At 68.9% G+C, this 11,896-nt stretch carries 15 protein-coding genes; 12 read left to right on the top strand and 3 right to left on the bottom strand.

What is annotated here, in order from left to right; translation table 11 throughout:
- The first annotated feature begins 68 nt into the window (after window positions 1-68).
- From V5F74_RS20895 to V5F74_RS20845, 11 genes are all read left to right on the top strand, one after another.
- On the top strand, window positions 69-521 hold the full coding sequence (locus V5F74_RS20895) for an RICIN domain-containing protein (protein WP_394009896.1): 453 nt from the start codon (window positions 69-71) through the stop codon (window positions 519-521).
- 123 nt (window positions 522-644) lie between these two features.
- Complete coding sequence (gene obgE / locus V5F74_RS20890; protein WP_024276730.1) at window positions 645-1,682, top strand: GTPase ObgE; 1,038 nt, start codon at window positions 645-647, stop codon at window positions 1,680-1,682.
- 62 nt (window positions 1,683-1,744) lie between these two features.
- Window positions 1,745-1,837 (top strand): type II toxin-antitoxin system VapC family toxin, encoded by a 93-nt coding sequence (locus tag V5F74_RS20885; protein ID WP_374252851.1) that lies wholly within the window; start codon window positions 1,745-1,747, stop codon window positions 1,835-1,837.
- Between the two features lie 24 nt (window positions 1,838-1,861).
- Window positions 1,862-3,034, top strand: coding sequence for a glutamate 5-kinase (gene proB / locus V5F74_RS20880; RefSeq protein ID WP_250165374.1), 1,173 nt, complete (start codon window positions 1,862-1,864; stop codon window positions 3,032-3,034).
- Window positions 3,035-3,178: 144 nt separating this feature from the next.
- Window positions 3,179-4,126 (top strand): hypothetical protein, encoded by a 948-nt coding sequence (locus V5F74_RS20875; protein ID WP_394009895.1) that lies wholly within the window; start codon window positions 3,179-3,181, stop codon window positions 4,124-4,126.
- 182 nt (window positions 4,127-4,308) lie between these two features.
- Complete coding sequence (locus V5F74_RS20870) at window positions 4,309-5,550, top strand: glutamate-5-semialdehyde dehydrogenase (protein WP_394010007.1); 1,242 nt, start codon at window positions 4,309-4,311, stop codon at window positions 5,548-5,550.
- Window positions 5,550-6,227 carry a nicotinate-nucleotide adenylyltransferase gene (locus V5F74_RS20865; protein WP_394010006.1) on the top strand — a complete coding sequence of 226 codons (678 nt, stop codon included), beginning with the start codon at window positions 5,550-5,552 and terminating at the stop codon, window positions 6,225-6,227. Before V5F74_RS20870 ends, V5F74_RS20865 begins: the two co-directional genes overlap by 1 nt.
- An 85-nt stretch (window positions 6,228-6,312) precedes the next feature.
- Window positions 6,313-6,717: a ribosome silencing factor gene (rsfS, locus tag V5F74_RS20860; protein ID WP_024276735.1), complete on the top strand. Its 405-nt coding sequence runs from the start codon at window positions 6,313-6,315 to the stop codon at window positions 6,715-6,717.
- Window positions 6,718-6,751: 34 nt separating this feature from the next.
- Window positions 6,752-7,234 (top strand): 23S rRNA (pseudouridine(1915)-N(3))-methyltransferase RlmH, encoded by a 483-nt coding sequence (rlmH, locus tag V5F74_RS20855; RefSeq protein WP_029556148.1) that lies wholly within the window; start codon window positions 6,752-6,754, stop codon window positions 7,232-7,234.
- 144 nt (window positions 7,235-7,378) lie between these two features.
- The gene (gene ykgO / locus V5F74_RS20850; protein WP_024276737.1) at window positions 7,379-7,504 is read left to right on the top strand and encodes a type B 50S ribosomal protein L36; all 126 of its coding nucleotides are present in this window, start codon (window positions 7,379-7,381) and stop codon (window positions 7,502-7,504) included.
- A 128-nt stretch (window positions 7,505-7,632) separates the two neighbouring features.
- On the top strand, window positions 7,633-8,322 hold the full coding sequence (locus tag V5F74_RS20845) for a tetratricopeptide repeat protein (protein ID WP_245279292.1): 690 nt from the start codon (window positions 7,633-7,635) through the stop codon (window positions 8,320-8,322).
- Between the two features lie 6 nt (window positions 8,323-8,328).
- Here the strand turns inward: V5F74_RS20845 and V5F74_RS20840 are convergent, their stop codons facing one another.
- Window positions 8,329-8,856, bottom strand: coding sequence for a DUF1036 domain-containing protein (locus tag V5F74_RS20840; protein ID WP_029556146.1), 528 nt, complete (start codon window positions 8,854-8,856; stop codon window positions 8,329-8,331).
- 71 nt (window positions 8,857-8,927) lie between these two features.
- Window positions 8,928-9,860 carry a DMT family transporter gene (locus tag V5F74_RS20835; protein WP_394009894.1) on the bottom strand — a complete coding sequence of 311 codons (933 nt, stop codon included), beginning with the start codon at window positions 9,858-9,860 and terminating at the stop codon, window positions 8,928-8,930.
- A gap of 201 nt (window positions 9,861-10,061) precedes the next feature.
- Between V5F74_RS20835 and V5F74_RS20830 the strand changes: the two genes are divergently transcribed.
- Window positions 10,062-10,325 carry a DUF2312 domain-containing protein gene (locus V5F74_RS20830; RefSeq protein ID WP_029556144.1) on the top strand — a complete coding sequence of 88 codons (264 nt, stop codon included), beginning with the start codon at window positions 10,062-10,064 and terminating at the stop codon, window positions 10,323-10,325.
- 33 nt (window positions 10,326-10,358) lie between these two features.
- Here V5F74_RS20830 and V5F74_RS20825 read toward each other — a convergent pair whose 3' ends face one another.
- Window positions 10,359-11,894 carry a DUF882 domain-containing protein gene (locus V5F74_RS20825; RefSeq protein WP_394009893.1) on the bottom strand — a complete coding sequence of 512 codons (1,536 nt, stop codon included), beginning with the start codon at window positions 11,892-11,894 and terminating at the stop codon, window positions 10,359-10,361.
- Between the last annotated feature and the right edge of the window lie 2 nt (window positions 11,895-11,896).

Raw genomic sequence — 11,896 nt, 5'->3', positions numbered from 1 at the left:
TTTGAAAGCTCGGAGGGGTTGCGAAGCTTGGCTGTAATGGTAGGGTGGAACCTCATTCCGGGGGGAAAATGATGCGAATTCTGATGACGGCGGCCGCCTTCTGCTGTGTGCTGGTGGGCGGGGCAAGTGCGGGCGAACTGCGGCCGGGCCATGCGAGCAACCTCTGCCTCGACGTCAAGGGCGGCCTTGACCAGCCCAATGGCACGTCGATTATCGTCTTTCCGTGCAACGGCGGCGACAATCAGTCCTTCACCTTCATGGGTGACGGGACGATCCGGGCCGGCAGGCGTTGTGTCGACATTTCGGGCGGTGCGGCGCGCGCCGGGGATCGGGTCATCATCTATTCGTGCAACGGCGGCGCCAATCAGCAGTGGCGGGTCGGCGCGAACGGCGAAATCATCGGCCAGAACAATATGTGCCTTGATGTGCCGCGTTTCGGCGGGGCCGGAACGGGCGTGGTTGCCTGGCCGTGCAAGAGCGGCGGTGAAGACCGTTCCAACCAGCAGTGGGGCACGCGCTGAGGCAGGGAAGGGCGGATGGCCCGGCCGCATCGGGGCTGCATCTGCGGCCCTGATGGCGGGTTTCGTGCCTCCTCGTGCGTCGGCGGCCTTGCTTTGTGGGCCGTCGGCCTCTACCTCGAACCCATGAAATTCCTCGATCAGGCCAAGGTCTATGTGCGCTCCGGAGACGGCGGGGCAGGGTGCGTCTCGTTCCGGCGCGAGAAGTTCATCGAGTTCGGCGGTCCCGATGGCGGCGACGGCGGACGCGGCGGTGACGTGTGGATCGAGTGCGTCGACGGTCTCAACACGCTGATCGATTACCGCTACCAGCAGCATTTCAAGGCCAAGAAGGGCGACCACGGCAGGGGCGCCAGATGCACCGGCGCCAAGGGTGCCGACGTGGTGCTGAAGGTGCCGGCCGGTACCCAGATCCTCGACGAGGACGAGGAGACCATCCTCGCCGACATGACCGAGGTGGGGCAGCGCATCAAGCTCCTCGAAGGCGGCAATGGCGGCTTCGGCAACGCCCAGTTCAAGACCTCCACCAACCAGGCTCCCCGCCGCGCCAATCCCGGCCTCGAAGGTCAGGAGCGGTGGATCTGGCTGCGGCTGAAGCTGATTGCCGACGCCGGTCTCGTCGGCCTGCCCAATGCCGGCAAGTCCACTTTCCTCGCGGCGACCACGGCAGCGAAGCCCAAGATCGCCGATTATCCCTTCACCACACTGCATCCCGGCCTCGGCGTCGTGCGGGTGGACGGGCGCGAGTTCGTGCTGGCCGACATTCCCGGCCTGATCGAGGGCGCCCACGAGGGCATCGGCATCGGCGACCGCTTCCTTGGCCATGTGGAGCGCTGCCGCGCGCTGCTGCATCTGGTGGACGGCACCTCCGAGCATGCCGGCAAGGCCTACAAGACCGTCCGCGCCGAGCTTGCCGCCTATGGCCACGGTCTCGACGAGAAGCCGGAGATCGTCGCTCTCTCCAAGGTGGATGCCCTCTCGCCCGAACTGCTCAAGCAGCAGAAGGAGCGCCTCCAGCGCGCGGCGAAGAAGAAGCCTTTGCTCCTCTCCGCCACCTCGGGCCAGGGCGTGCCGGAGGCGCTGAGGGCGCTTCTCGAGGTCGTGGAGGAGGCGCGCGGCGTCGAGAAGGAAGAGGCGGCACCGCGAGATGGGTGGCGGCCTTAGGCCGGGCTCCCGTCTCCATTCCGTTTCGCCATGTGCCGGCGGGCTTGAACTTGAGCAGCCCGATGGCCTATGCCGTGGCCAAGGCGCATGACGTGCCGCTCCTCTTCAAGGGGGATGACTTCTCCCGCACCGACGTGCGCCGCCCGCACGCCTGAAGTGCCCTGCCGGTTCGCATGTCCATGGCTTCTCCCGAGTCTGCATCCTTCGAAGCGTCCTCCGATGCGCAGGCGAAGACGCCCGCCTTCGCCGATTTCCGCCGCATCGTCATCAAGGTGGGCTCGGCCCTGCTGGTGGACCGGGCGCAGGGCCGGGTCCGCCTCGCCTGGCTGACCTCGCTGGTGGAGGACATCGCGGCCCTGCACGCCAGGGGCTGCGAGGTGATGGTGGTATCGTCCGGCGCCATTGCGCTGGGGCGCACCGTGCTCGGCCTGCCGTCTGGGCCGCTGAAGCTGGAGGACAGCCAGGCCGCCGCCGCGGTGGGGCAGATCGCACTCTCCAAGACCTGGGCGGACATCCTCGGCCATTACAACATCACCGCCGGGCAGGTGCTGCTGACCCTTGGCGACACCGAGGAACGCCGCCGCTACCTCAACGCGCGCTCCACCCTCGGCCGGCTGATGGAGCTGCGCTCCGTGCCGATCATCAACGAGAACGACACGGTCGCCACCACCGAGATCCGCTACGGCGACAACGACCGCCTCGCCGCCCGCGTTGCCACCATGGCGAGCGCCGACCTGCTGGTGCTGCTCTCCGACATCGACGGCCTCTACACCGCCCCGCCGGCGCAGGACCCCAATGCGACGCTGATCCCGGTGGTGCCGCGCATCGGCGCCGAGATCGAGGCCATCGCGGGGGATGCCGGCTCCGAGCTGTCGCGCGGCGGCATGCGTACCAAGATCGAGGCCGGCAAGATCGCCACCTCCGCCGGCACCCACATGGTGATTGCCTCCGGCCACGTGAAGAATCCGCTCAAGCGCATCATGGAGGGCGGGCGCTGCACCTGGTTCCTCACGTCCGCCAATCCCGTGCGCGCCCGCAAGAGCTGGATCGCCGGGGCGCTGGAGCCGCGCGGCACGCTGCATCTCGATGACGGTGCCGTCGCCGCGCTGCGCCGTGGCGCGAGCCTGCTGCCGGCCGGGGTGAAGCGCATTGACGGCCAGTTCGACCGCGGCGACGCCGTGGTGCTGCGCGGTCCCGACGGTGCCGAAGTGGGGCGCGGCCTTGTCGCCTACGATTCCACCCACGCAGCCCGGATCATGGGGCACTCCACCTCGGAGATCGAGGCGCTGCTGGGCGTGAAGGGCCGCTCCGAGATGGTGCACCGAGACGATCTGGCGCTTGGGGTGGAGTGAAGGTCATAAGCACAACGCGATACCGCTAGGTAAGGCGCTGAAACCGCTCGACAGGTTGTGTACGGCGGGATAGCGGTTGTGATCGCGGGGGCGAGGGGCGCGCCGTCGTCCGTCGTCCGCGTCGCCTCCCACAGGCGCCTCGTAATGGCCCAGCGCGTGAAGTTTCCCGTCTTCGAGGCGCTCAAATTCACCTATCGGTGGACACTGACGGTTCTGCGCAAGCACTGGATCGTGGCGCTGATCTATGCGGTTGGAACGCTGGCCTGGAACTATGCGGGCCTGATCCTGCTGGGGGATGTTGTCGAGGCCGAACGACCGCCCACTGCGATGGCGTTCGTGAAGATCTACGGGCTGAACGCAATAGAGGGATTCGCCTTCATCTATCTGGCGTTGCTGACCCATAACGAAATCCTGCGTGGATCAGGCGGCTTCAATGCTGCGACCATGGGCCCGCTCGGCATTCGCGGCCTCACCTACCTGTTCGATTCCCTTGTCTTGCTTCTGGCAACTCTCATTCTGGCGATGCTCTCCGTCGCCGGGATCACTGCCGTCGTCGCCCTGGCGCGAATCGGAAGCTGGTCGACATTCGCTATCTTCATCGGCGCGCTTGCCGTTTGGCTTGCTGCGATCGGTGTGATCACCCGGCTGAGCCTCAGGCTGCCGTCCCGGTCGATCGGCCAGCCGATGCCATGGAACGACGTCTGGCGTCTGGGGCGCGGAAATACCCTGCGGCTGGTCGGCGGCACGTTGCTCCTTTCGCTCGCCATGCTGGCGGTCGTTATCGTCGTGGTGCTCCCCGTGCAGTTCCTCTTCGGCTCGTTCTCGGCGACGGACATGCACGTCGTATCGCAGACGAAATCCACGCCGCTTGGGCCGCTTCACCTAGAGATGCGGTCTTTTGAGACGCCCGGCACGCCGCTCATCCCGGCCCTCATCAACGGGCTCCTCTCCAGCATCCTGTCGGTCATTGGCGCGATCGCTCTCGCCGCCTACGTTTCGCTCGCCTTCGCCTATCTCCGCCAGGTCGCCGAGGACGCCCCGTCCGCTCCGCTCATGGATCGGGACCCCAACGAGCCGCCCGAGGACTTCTGACCCTCCGCGCCCACCTGTCGCACCCGGCGGGCAATGTGCTAGGGAGGAAACGCGCCCCCATATGAGGGCCAACGTCCTGTCCTGCTTTCGAGAGTCATCCCATGTCCACCGCCTCCGCCCTCCGCACCGATGCCGCCGCCACTGCGGGCCGGCCCGTGCCGCCGGCGGAGCTGGAGGGGGTGATGCTGGCCATGGGCAAGCGCGCCCGTGCCGCTGCCCGGAGCCTCGCCCTCGCTGCGCCCGAGGTGAAGACGCAGGCGCTCAAGGCCGCCGCCGCCGCGATCCGTGAAGCGGCTGACGACATCCTCGCCGCCAATGCCATCGACGTCGCCAAGGCGAAGGCGGACGGCATGACCGGTTCCTTCCTCGACCGGCTCACCCTCACCGCCGCGCGGGTGGAGGCCATGGCCGAGGGCGTGGAGCAGGTGGCCGAGCTGGCCGATCCCGTCGGCCTCGTCACCGAGCGCTGGACCCGCCCCAACGGCCTCATCATCGAGCGCGTGCGCACGCCGCTGGGCGTCATCGGCGTCATCTACGAGAGCCGGCCGAACGTGACGGCGGACGCCGCGGCCCTGTGCCTGCGCGCCGGCAACGCTGTCATCCTGCGCGGCGGGTCGGACAGCCTGAATTCCTCCGGTGCCATCCATCGCGCCTTCGTCGCCGGGTTCACCGCCGCCGGCCTGCCCGAGGATGCGGTGCAGTTCGTCAACGTGCCCGACCGCGCAGCGGTGGGCCACATGCTGGCCGGCCTCGGCAACACCGTGGACGTGATCGTGCCCCGTGGCGGCAAGAGCCTCGTCGCGCGGGTGCAGAGCGATGCGCGGGTGCCGGTGTTCGCCCATCTCGACGGCATCAACCACGTCTATGTGGACAAGGCCGCCGACCTCGACATGGCCAAGACCGTGGTGCTGAACGCCAAGATGCGCCGCACCGGCGTCTGCGGCGCCGCCGAGACGCTGCTGATCGACCGCGCGGTGGCCGGAACGCACCTCAAGCCGCTGGTGGAGATGCTGATCGACGCCGGCTGCGAGATCCGTGGCGATGCCGATGTGCAGGCGGTGGATGCGCGCGTGAAGCCGGCAACGGCCGAGGATTGGGACACTGAATATCTCGACGCCATCATCGCCGCGAAGGTGGTGGATGGGGTGGGCGACGCCATCGCCCATATCGAGGCGCACGGCTCCCACCACACCGATTCCATCGTCACCGAGGATGCGGCGGCGGCCGACCGCTTCCTCGCCGAGGTGGACAGCGCCATCGTGCTGCACAACGCCTCCACCCAGTTCGCCGATGGCGGCGAGTTCGGCTTTGGCGCGGAGATTGGCATCGCCACCGGGCGCATGCATGCGCGGGGGCCGGTGGGGGCCGAGCAGCTCACCTCCTTCAAATACCGCATCCACGGGTCGGGACAGACCCGTCCGTGATGTCATCCGGCCCCGTCGTGGAGCCCGTGACGTCGCGTGCCGCGCGGCGCCTGCCCTTCGTCACGCAGGGGCTGCGCGTCGGGCTGTTCGGCGGCAGCTTCAATCCCGCCCACGGCGCGCACCGGGCGGCGAGCCTCCTCGCTTTGCGCCGGCTCGGCCTCGACCGGGTGTGGTGGCTGGTGACGCCGGGCAACCCCCTGAAGGACAACCGCGCCCTGCCGCCACTGGAGGAGCGCATCGCCATCGCCCGCGCGGTGGCGCGCCATCCGCGCATCGACGTCACCGGCTTCGAGGCCGGCATCGGCACCCGCTACACCTACGAGACGCTGGCCTATCTGGTGCGACGCCTGCCGGGCGTGCGCTTCGTCTGGATCATGGGGGCGGACAATCTCGCCCATTTCGACCGCTGGCAGCACTGGCGCGGCATCGCCGACCTCGTGCCCATCGCGGTGGTGGACCGCATGGGGCAAAGCCTTGCCGCGACCGCCTCGCCGGCGGCGCAGGCGCTGGCACGCTATCGTCTCGGCGAGCATGAGGCCCGCCTCCTGGCGGATTGCGCGCCACCCGCCTGGGTGTTCCTCCACGGGCTGAAATCTCCCCTCTCCTCAACGGGAATCCGGGCCGCACGCGGGGGGCAGGGAGGGCACGAGATCGAGGCCGCCCGCCATACGTCTTGAAAATTCATTGATTTGCAGGCATTCTGAGGCGGTGCGACGGTTTGGACCGTCGCCTTGAGCGAGAGGATTTGGACCCCTGTCCACGATGGCACTTCAGGCGGCCGCTGAGATGACACCGCCCGCCACGGTTTCAGACGCCAAGGTTTCCGAGGCGCTTCCCGACGCTGCGGAAATTCTCGCCCTCATCCAAGCCCGGCTGGATGACGACAAGTCCGAGGACATCGTCTCCATCGACCTGCGCGGCAAGACCTCCATCGCCGACTACATGGTGATTGCCTCCGGCCGCTCGCAGCGGCACGTGGGCGCCATCGCCGAGCACCTCATCGAGGCGCTCAAGGCGGCGGGGATCAAGCACGTGCGCGTGGAAGGCCAGCCGGCCTGCGACTGGGTGCTCATTGATGCGAACGACGTGATCGTCCACGTCTTCCAGCCCGAGGTCCGCACCTTCTACAATATCGAGAAGATGTGGTCCGGGACGCCCCGCTCCTGATGGCGTTTCCGGTTCCGGCGGGCCTGTAGACGACGTGCGCCTCGTCCTCGCCTGTGTCGGCCGGCTCAAAGCCGGCGCCGAGCGGGAACTCGTGACCCGCTACGTGGATCGCATCCGCCCCGCCGGCCGGCCTCTGGGCCTCGGCCCGTGCGACATGATCGAGATCGCCGAATCCGCCGCCCGCCGCGCCGAGGACCGCATGGCCGAGGAAGCGGCGGCGCTTCTCGCGGCGCTGCCTGCGGGGGCTGGACTCGTGGTTCTCGATCCGCGCGGGCGCAATTTCTCCAGCGAGGACTTCGCCCGCCGCATCGCGTCCGACCGGGATGGCGGTCTCTCCGCCCTCGCTTTCGTCATCGGCGGTGCGGACGGGCTCGGGGAAGAGGTGCGGGCGCGGGCGTCCCTGATGATCGCCTATGGCACGGCCACGTTTCCCCACCAGCTGGTGCGGGTCATGCTGGCGGAGCAGATCTATCGGGCGGTCACCATCCTCGCCGGGCATCCCTACCATCGCGCGTGAGCGCGGCGCGGGAATTGGCTGCTTGCATTGACATCCGGGTCCCGGCCCCTTATCACGCCGGCTCCGATCCAATTCCCGGTGTCGATAGGCCGCGCGGCAAGCGCGCCGCGGTCGGCTCCGAACTTCGACACGAGCGAGTTTGTCATGAAGATCCGCAATTCCCTGAAGTCGCTGCTCGGCCGCCACCGCGAGAACCGTCTCGTGCGCCGCAAGGGCCGCGTCTACATCATCAACAAGACCCAGAAGCGCTACAAGGCCCGCCAGGGCTGAGCGCTCAGGCTGGACTTCTGGTCCGGTCCTTCGATCTTGAGCAAACGTGATCTGCTGCGCCGGCCCGGGGCTCCCCTGTGGCCGGCGCAGTTGTTGACGGCGGGTGCATCGCGGCGGACACTTCGCCGATGATCTTCCGCGCGATGCCTCCCCGCCTTGCCGACCGCACTCTGCGTGCGCCGCGTCTCTTGCTTGCCGCCGTGATCACGGTGGTGATCTCCGGCGGTCTCGCGCAGGCGCAGCAATTGCGCGGCGACAAGGCCATGCCGCAGCCCGGTCCCCCGTCCGCCAGCCCATCCGAGTCCGCCCCGGCGCGTCCGCGCCTGCCGAGGGACAAGCGGACCCAGGTGGAAGGCCTGTTCGCCGCCCTGAAGGTCGCGCCCGACGATCGCAGCGCCAAGATGATCGCCGATCGGCTCGACCAGATCTTCGGCGATTCCGGCAGTCCCAGCGCCGATCTCCTCATGGCCCGCGCGGCGGCGGCAGCCGAGGCGAAGGAGACGGACCTTGCCGTGCAGCTGCTGGACGAGGTGATCGAGATCGAGCCCGATTATATCGGCGCGCTCAGCCGCCGGGCGACGATCTTCTACATGCGCGACGACTATGGCGCGGCCCTTGCGGACATCCGGGAGGTGCTGGCGCGCGAGCCGCGCCATTTCGCCATGCTCTACGGCCTGGCCTTGATCATGCGGGACCTCGGCGACGACAAGCGCGCGCTGCAGGCCGTACGGCAGGCGCTCGCCGTCAATCCGCATCTCGATGGGGCGGGCGAGCTGGAGAGCCAGCTCACCATCAAGGTCGAAGGCCGGGGAATCTGATCAGCTTCAGGGCTTCGCGCGGGGCGGCGGCAGCGGAGCGGCGGCCGGACTTGGCTTGCTCTGGCTCGATTCCGTGAGCTGCACCGTCCAGGACTTCTGCTCCTGGGTGTCCACCTCGAAGAAGCCGGTGCGGTCGAAGCCGCGGGCGAGGCAGTCCTCGGCGCCCTTGATGGTGAATTCCTTTTCCCGGGTGCACATGTAGGCCTTGCCGGCCCACTCCCCGCCCTGGTCGTAATCCACGGCATAGAGGTAATAGAAGCGCGCCGCGAGGTCGCCGCGCAGCAGCGTCTCGCAGCTGTTGGCCGCGACGTTCCACCAGCCTTCGGTGGCCCAGGCGTCGCCGTCCTTGTAGCCGAGCGCGATGCCGACCCGGCTCTGGGTGCGGTTGCACAGCCGGAATTCGGCGGCAGCGGGCGTGGGGATGAGGCTGATGCCGAGCCCAAGCGCGAAGGCGGCGCTGAGCGCGAGCGCAAGGCTCCGTGGCGCGGAGTTCACCCGCCGGGCCGGCGCAAGCGCCGCGCAGGGTTCGGGCATGCCGTCGAAGCGGAGGGGCGTGGCGGCGAAGGGCATGATGGTGTGTTGTGTGCCCCGTGGGGACCGGGGCGTCAATGCCTGCCCTCCCGGTAGCCGGTGGCGGAATTGTCCTTCCCGGCCTCTCCCGTGCGTGGCGGACGTGCGCGCGGACGGGCCACCACGATGCCGGCGAGGATCAGCGCGCCGCCCGCCGCCTGAAGCCCGGTGATGGGCTCATCCAGGAGCATGGCGCCCAGCGCGGCGGCGGACGCCACCTCCAGGAAGAAAACCAGTGCGCCGAACGCCGGTGGCACGGAGGCAAGGCCCACCGCCATCAGCCCCTGCCCGCCCACCTGCGAGACGAGGGCCAGCGCCACCAGCGCCGCAAGGCCGCCGGCGCTGGCGGGCCACAGGGTCGGCTCTGCAATGAGGGCGACCGCCAGCAGGATCAGCGCGGTGGTGGCAGTGGAGACGAGGGTGATCGCCGCCGCCCCGCGCGAGGCACGGGCCCGGCTGACGGCGAGGAAATAGCCGGCGAAGAATATGGCCGTCGCCAGCCCTGCGGCGTCCCCCGGCAGATGCTGCGGATCGAACTGCCATGAGCGCCCCACCAGTGCCAGCGCCCCGGCGATGCACAGGCCAAGCCCGAGGAGGCCGGCACGGGACACCTTCTGCCGCAGCACCAGCACGGCGAAGGCGGTGATCCACAGGGGCGACGTGGTGGCGAGCACCGTGGCGTTGGCGACGGTCGTGCCGAGGATGGCGAGGTGCCAGAAGAACAGGTCCCCGGCGAAGAAGGCGCCGGCGAGCAGCGACAGCCGGTCGGGCCGGAAGGCGCGTGTCCCCTCGGCGAGGGCGGCCCAGAGCGCCAGCGGTGGCAAGGCCAGCGCCACGCGCCAGAAGGCGCTGGCGAACGGCCCCACATCTGCGAGGCGGACGAACAGCACCGAGGCGCCCATGGCCAGCGCCCCGAGCGTCAGCATCAAGGTACCGAACGCCAAGGTAAAGGAGGGGTTCTTGCTCACGAAAACCTGTCCCGCCGCGGGTCCCAGGCCGGTTGTGGATCACCGGCGGGGTGGAAAGCGGGGACGCATCCTTGACGCGCGGCTTTCCGCCCGCCTCTATCAGCTTTCCCTCCGGAGCCATCAAGGCTCCACCCTTTGACCCGCGCGCCGGCCCGGCATGGCCTCGACGGACGCGCGGCGGAACCCAAGGAGACCGTCCAGGTGGCGGAAGACGCTTCAGATTCCCCCGCGGGCTTTGCCAAGGAACAGCTCAAGTCCTTCATCGAGCGCATCGAGCGCCTCGAGGAGGAGAAGAAGGCCATTGCCGACGACATCAAGGACGTGTTCGCCGAAGCCAAGGCCAACGGCTTCGACGTCAAGGCGCTGCGCACCATCCTGAAAATCCGCAAGGAAGACGTCGACGAGCGCAAGGAGCACGAGGCCATCGTCGATCTCTATATGCAGGCGCTGGGCATCTTCGTCTGAGACGGCAGCGGGCGGAGGGACCGCCCGCGCGGATCACATGCGCTGGCTGTTGTAGGCCACCTGGGGCGCACGGAACACGTAAGTCGGCAGGTCCGCCACGGCGGTGCCGGCGAAGCTGGCCTTCAGGCCGAACGAGCCGTCCCGCGAGAAGGCCGTCGCCACCACTTCACGCGGCGGCGCCATGAAAGTCGCCAGCTGCCGCATCTCCGGCACGCGCAGATACAGCTCGTTGGAGAGGCTCGGCGACAGGAACAGCCGCCCGAAGGCGATTTCGGAAAGCTTGGTGCGCGGGCGTGCGCTCGCCGGAGCGCTTGTCGCGGTCACTGGCGCCGTTGCGACGGCAGCCGGATGTCCGTGCGCGCCGGCCATGAAGCCGCCCGTCAGCGGCATGCGCTGATCCATCATGGAGCCGGCGGCGGCGTAGCCGAGAACCGGCCCGGTCTCCCCTTCGGTGCCGCGGGTGATGACCGAGGGCAGCGGCACGGGCGTCGAGGTGAGGCTGGCGGTGCGGGTGTTGCGGTCGGCCTCCGCCGGGCGGGGCAGGGGCAGCGGCGCGAGGAAGCCGTTGCGCGTCGCCTGCGCGCTGACCATGGCGCCGGCGACGATTTCGGCTGGCCGGGTCGGGGGAATGGGCATGGTGGCGGACGCGGTCCGCACCGCGCGGGCGGGCGCGGAAGCCGGCGTCTCGCGGCTGGCCGTGTCTTCGGCGGACGCGACCGTGGAGGAGGCGGCGGTCGGGGCCTCGCCGCCCTCGTCGTCGTCCGCATCCTTCTTGCCGAACAGGCTGGCGAAGAAGTTCTTGCCCTTGCCGGCGCTTGCCACGCCCACACCGGGCTTGGAGCCGCGCGCCTGGATCTCGGCCAGCGCCACGTCGTATTTCGCCAGCGGACGCCCGTCGGTGGGCACATGCACCGTCTTGCCGTCCGGGAAGACGCGGGCGAGCTGGTCGTGGGTCATGCGCGGCCAGTGGCGCACGTTGCCGGTGTCCATGTGGACGAAGGGCGAGCCGGAGGTGGGGTAGAAGCCGACGCCGCCGCGCTGGAGCCGCAGGCCGGCGACGCGCAGGTCGGTGAGGTTCACGCCCGGAATGTAGAAGTCCATCGCCTTGCCCAGCATGTGCTGGGAGAATTTCGCCACGCCGCTGGAGCGGGCGCGCAGCATGGAGTTGGTCTCCGGCGAGCGGTAGGACGAGACGATCTGGATCGGCGCACTGGCGTCCACCTCCCGGTAGACCTCCCAGACGATGTCGAACAGCTGGGGGTCCATCTGGGTCGACTTCTGGTTGCGCCAGTCGCGCAGGAAGTGATTCAGCTGGGCGAGCACCGCCTGGTCGTAGCGGCCGTCCTTCTTGAAGGTGAAGCTGCCGCTCTCGCCGGAATGGGTGTGGTGCAGGGTGATGGTGCGGGTATCGCCGTTGGCCACCGCATTCTGCAGCGAGGTGGTGCCGGCGAGGATGAGACTTCCCGCCATGGCGAGGGCTGGCAGGATCGCCTGAAAGGCGGACCGGCCGCGCTGGCCGCTGGGGCGGCGCGTGTGGCGGACGGTTTCAGGCGTGGTGCGGATGGCCAATG

Origin of the sequence: Xanthobacter aminoxidans, from assembly GCF_043193615.1 — a bacterium.
GTDB classification, from domain to species: Bacteria; Pseudomonadota; Alphaproteobacteria; order Rhizobiales; family Xanthobacteraceae; genus Xanthobacter; species Xanthobacter aminoxidans.
Note: the sequence above shows the minus strand (reverse complement) of the source record. Positions and strands in the feature narration are given on the sequence as shown.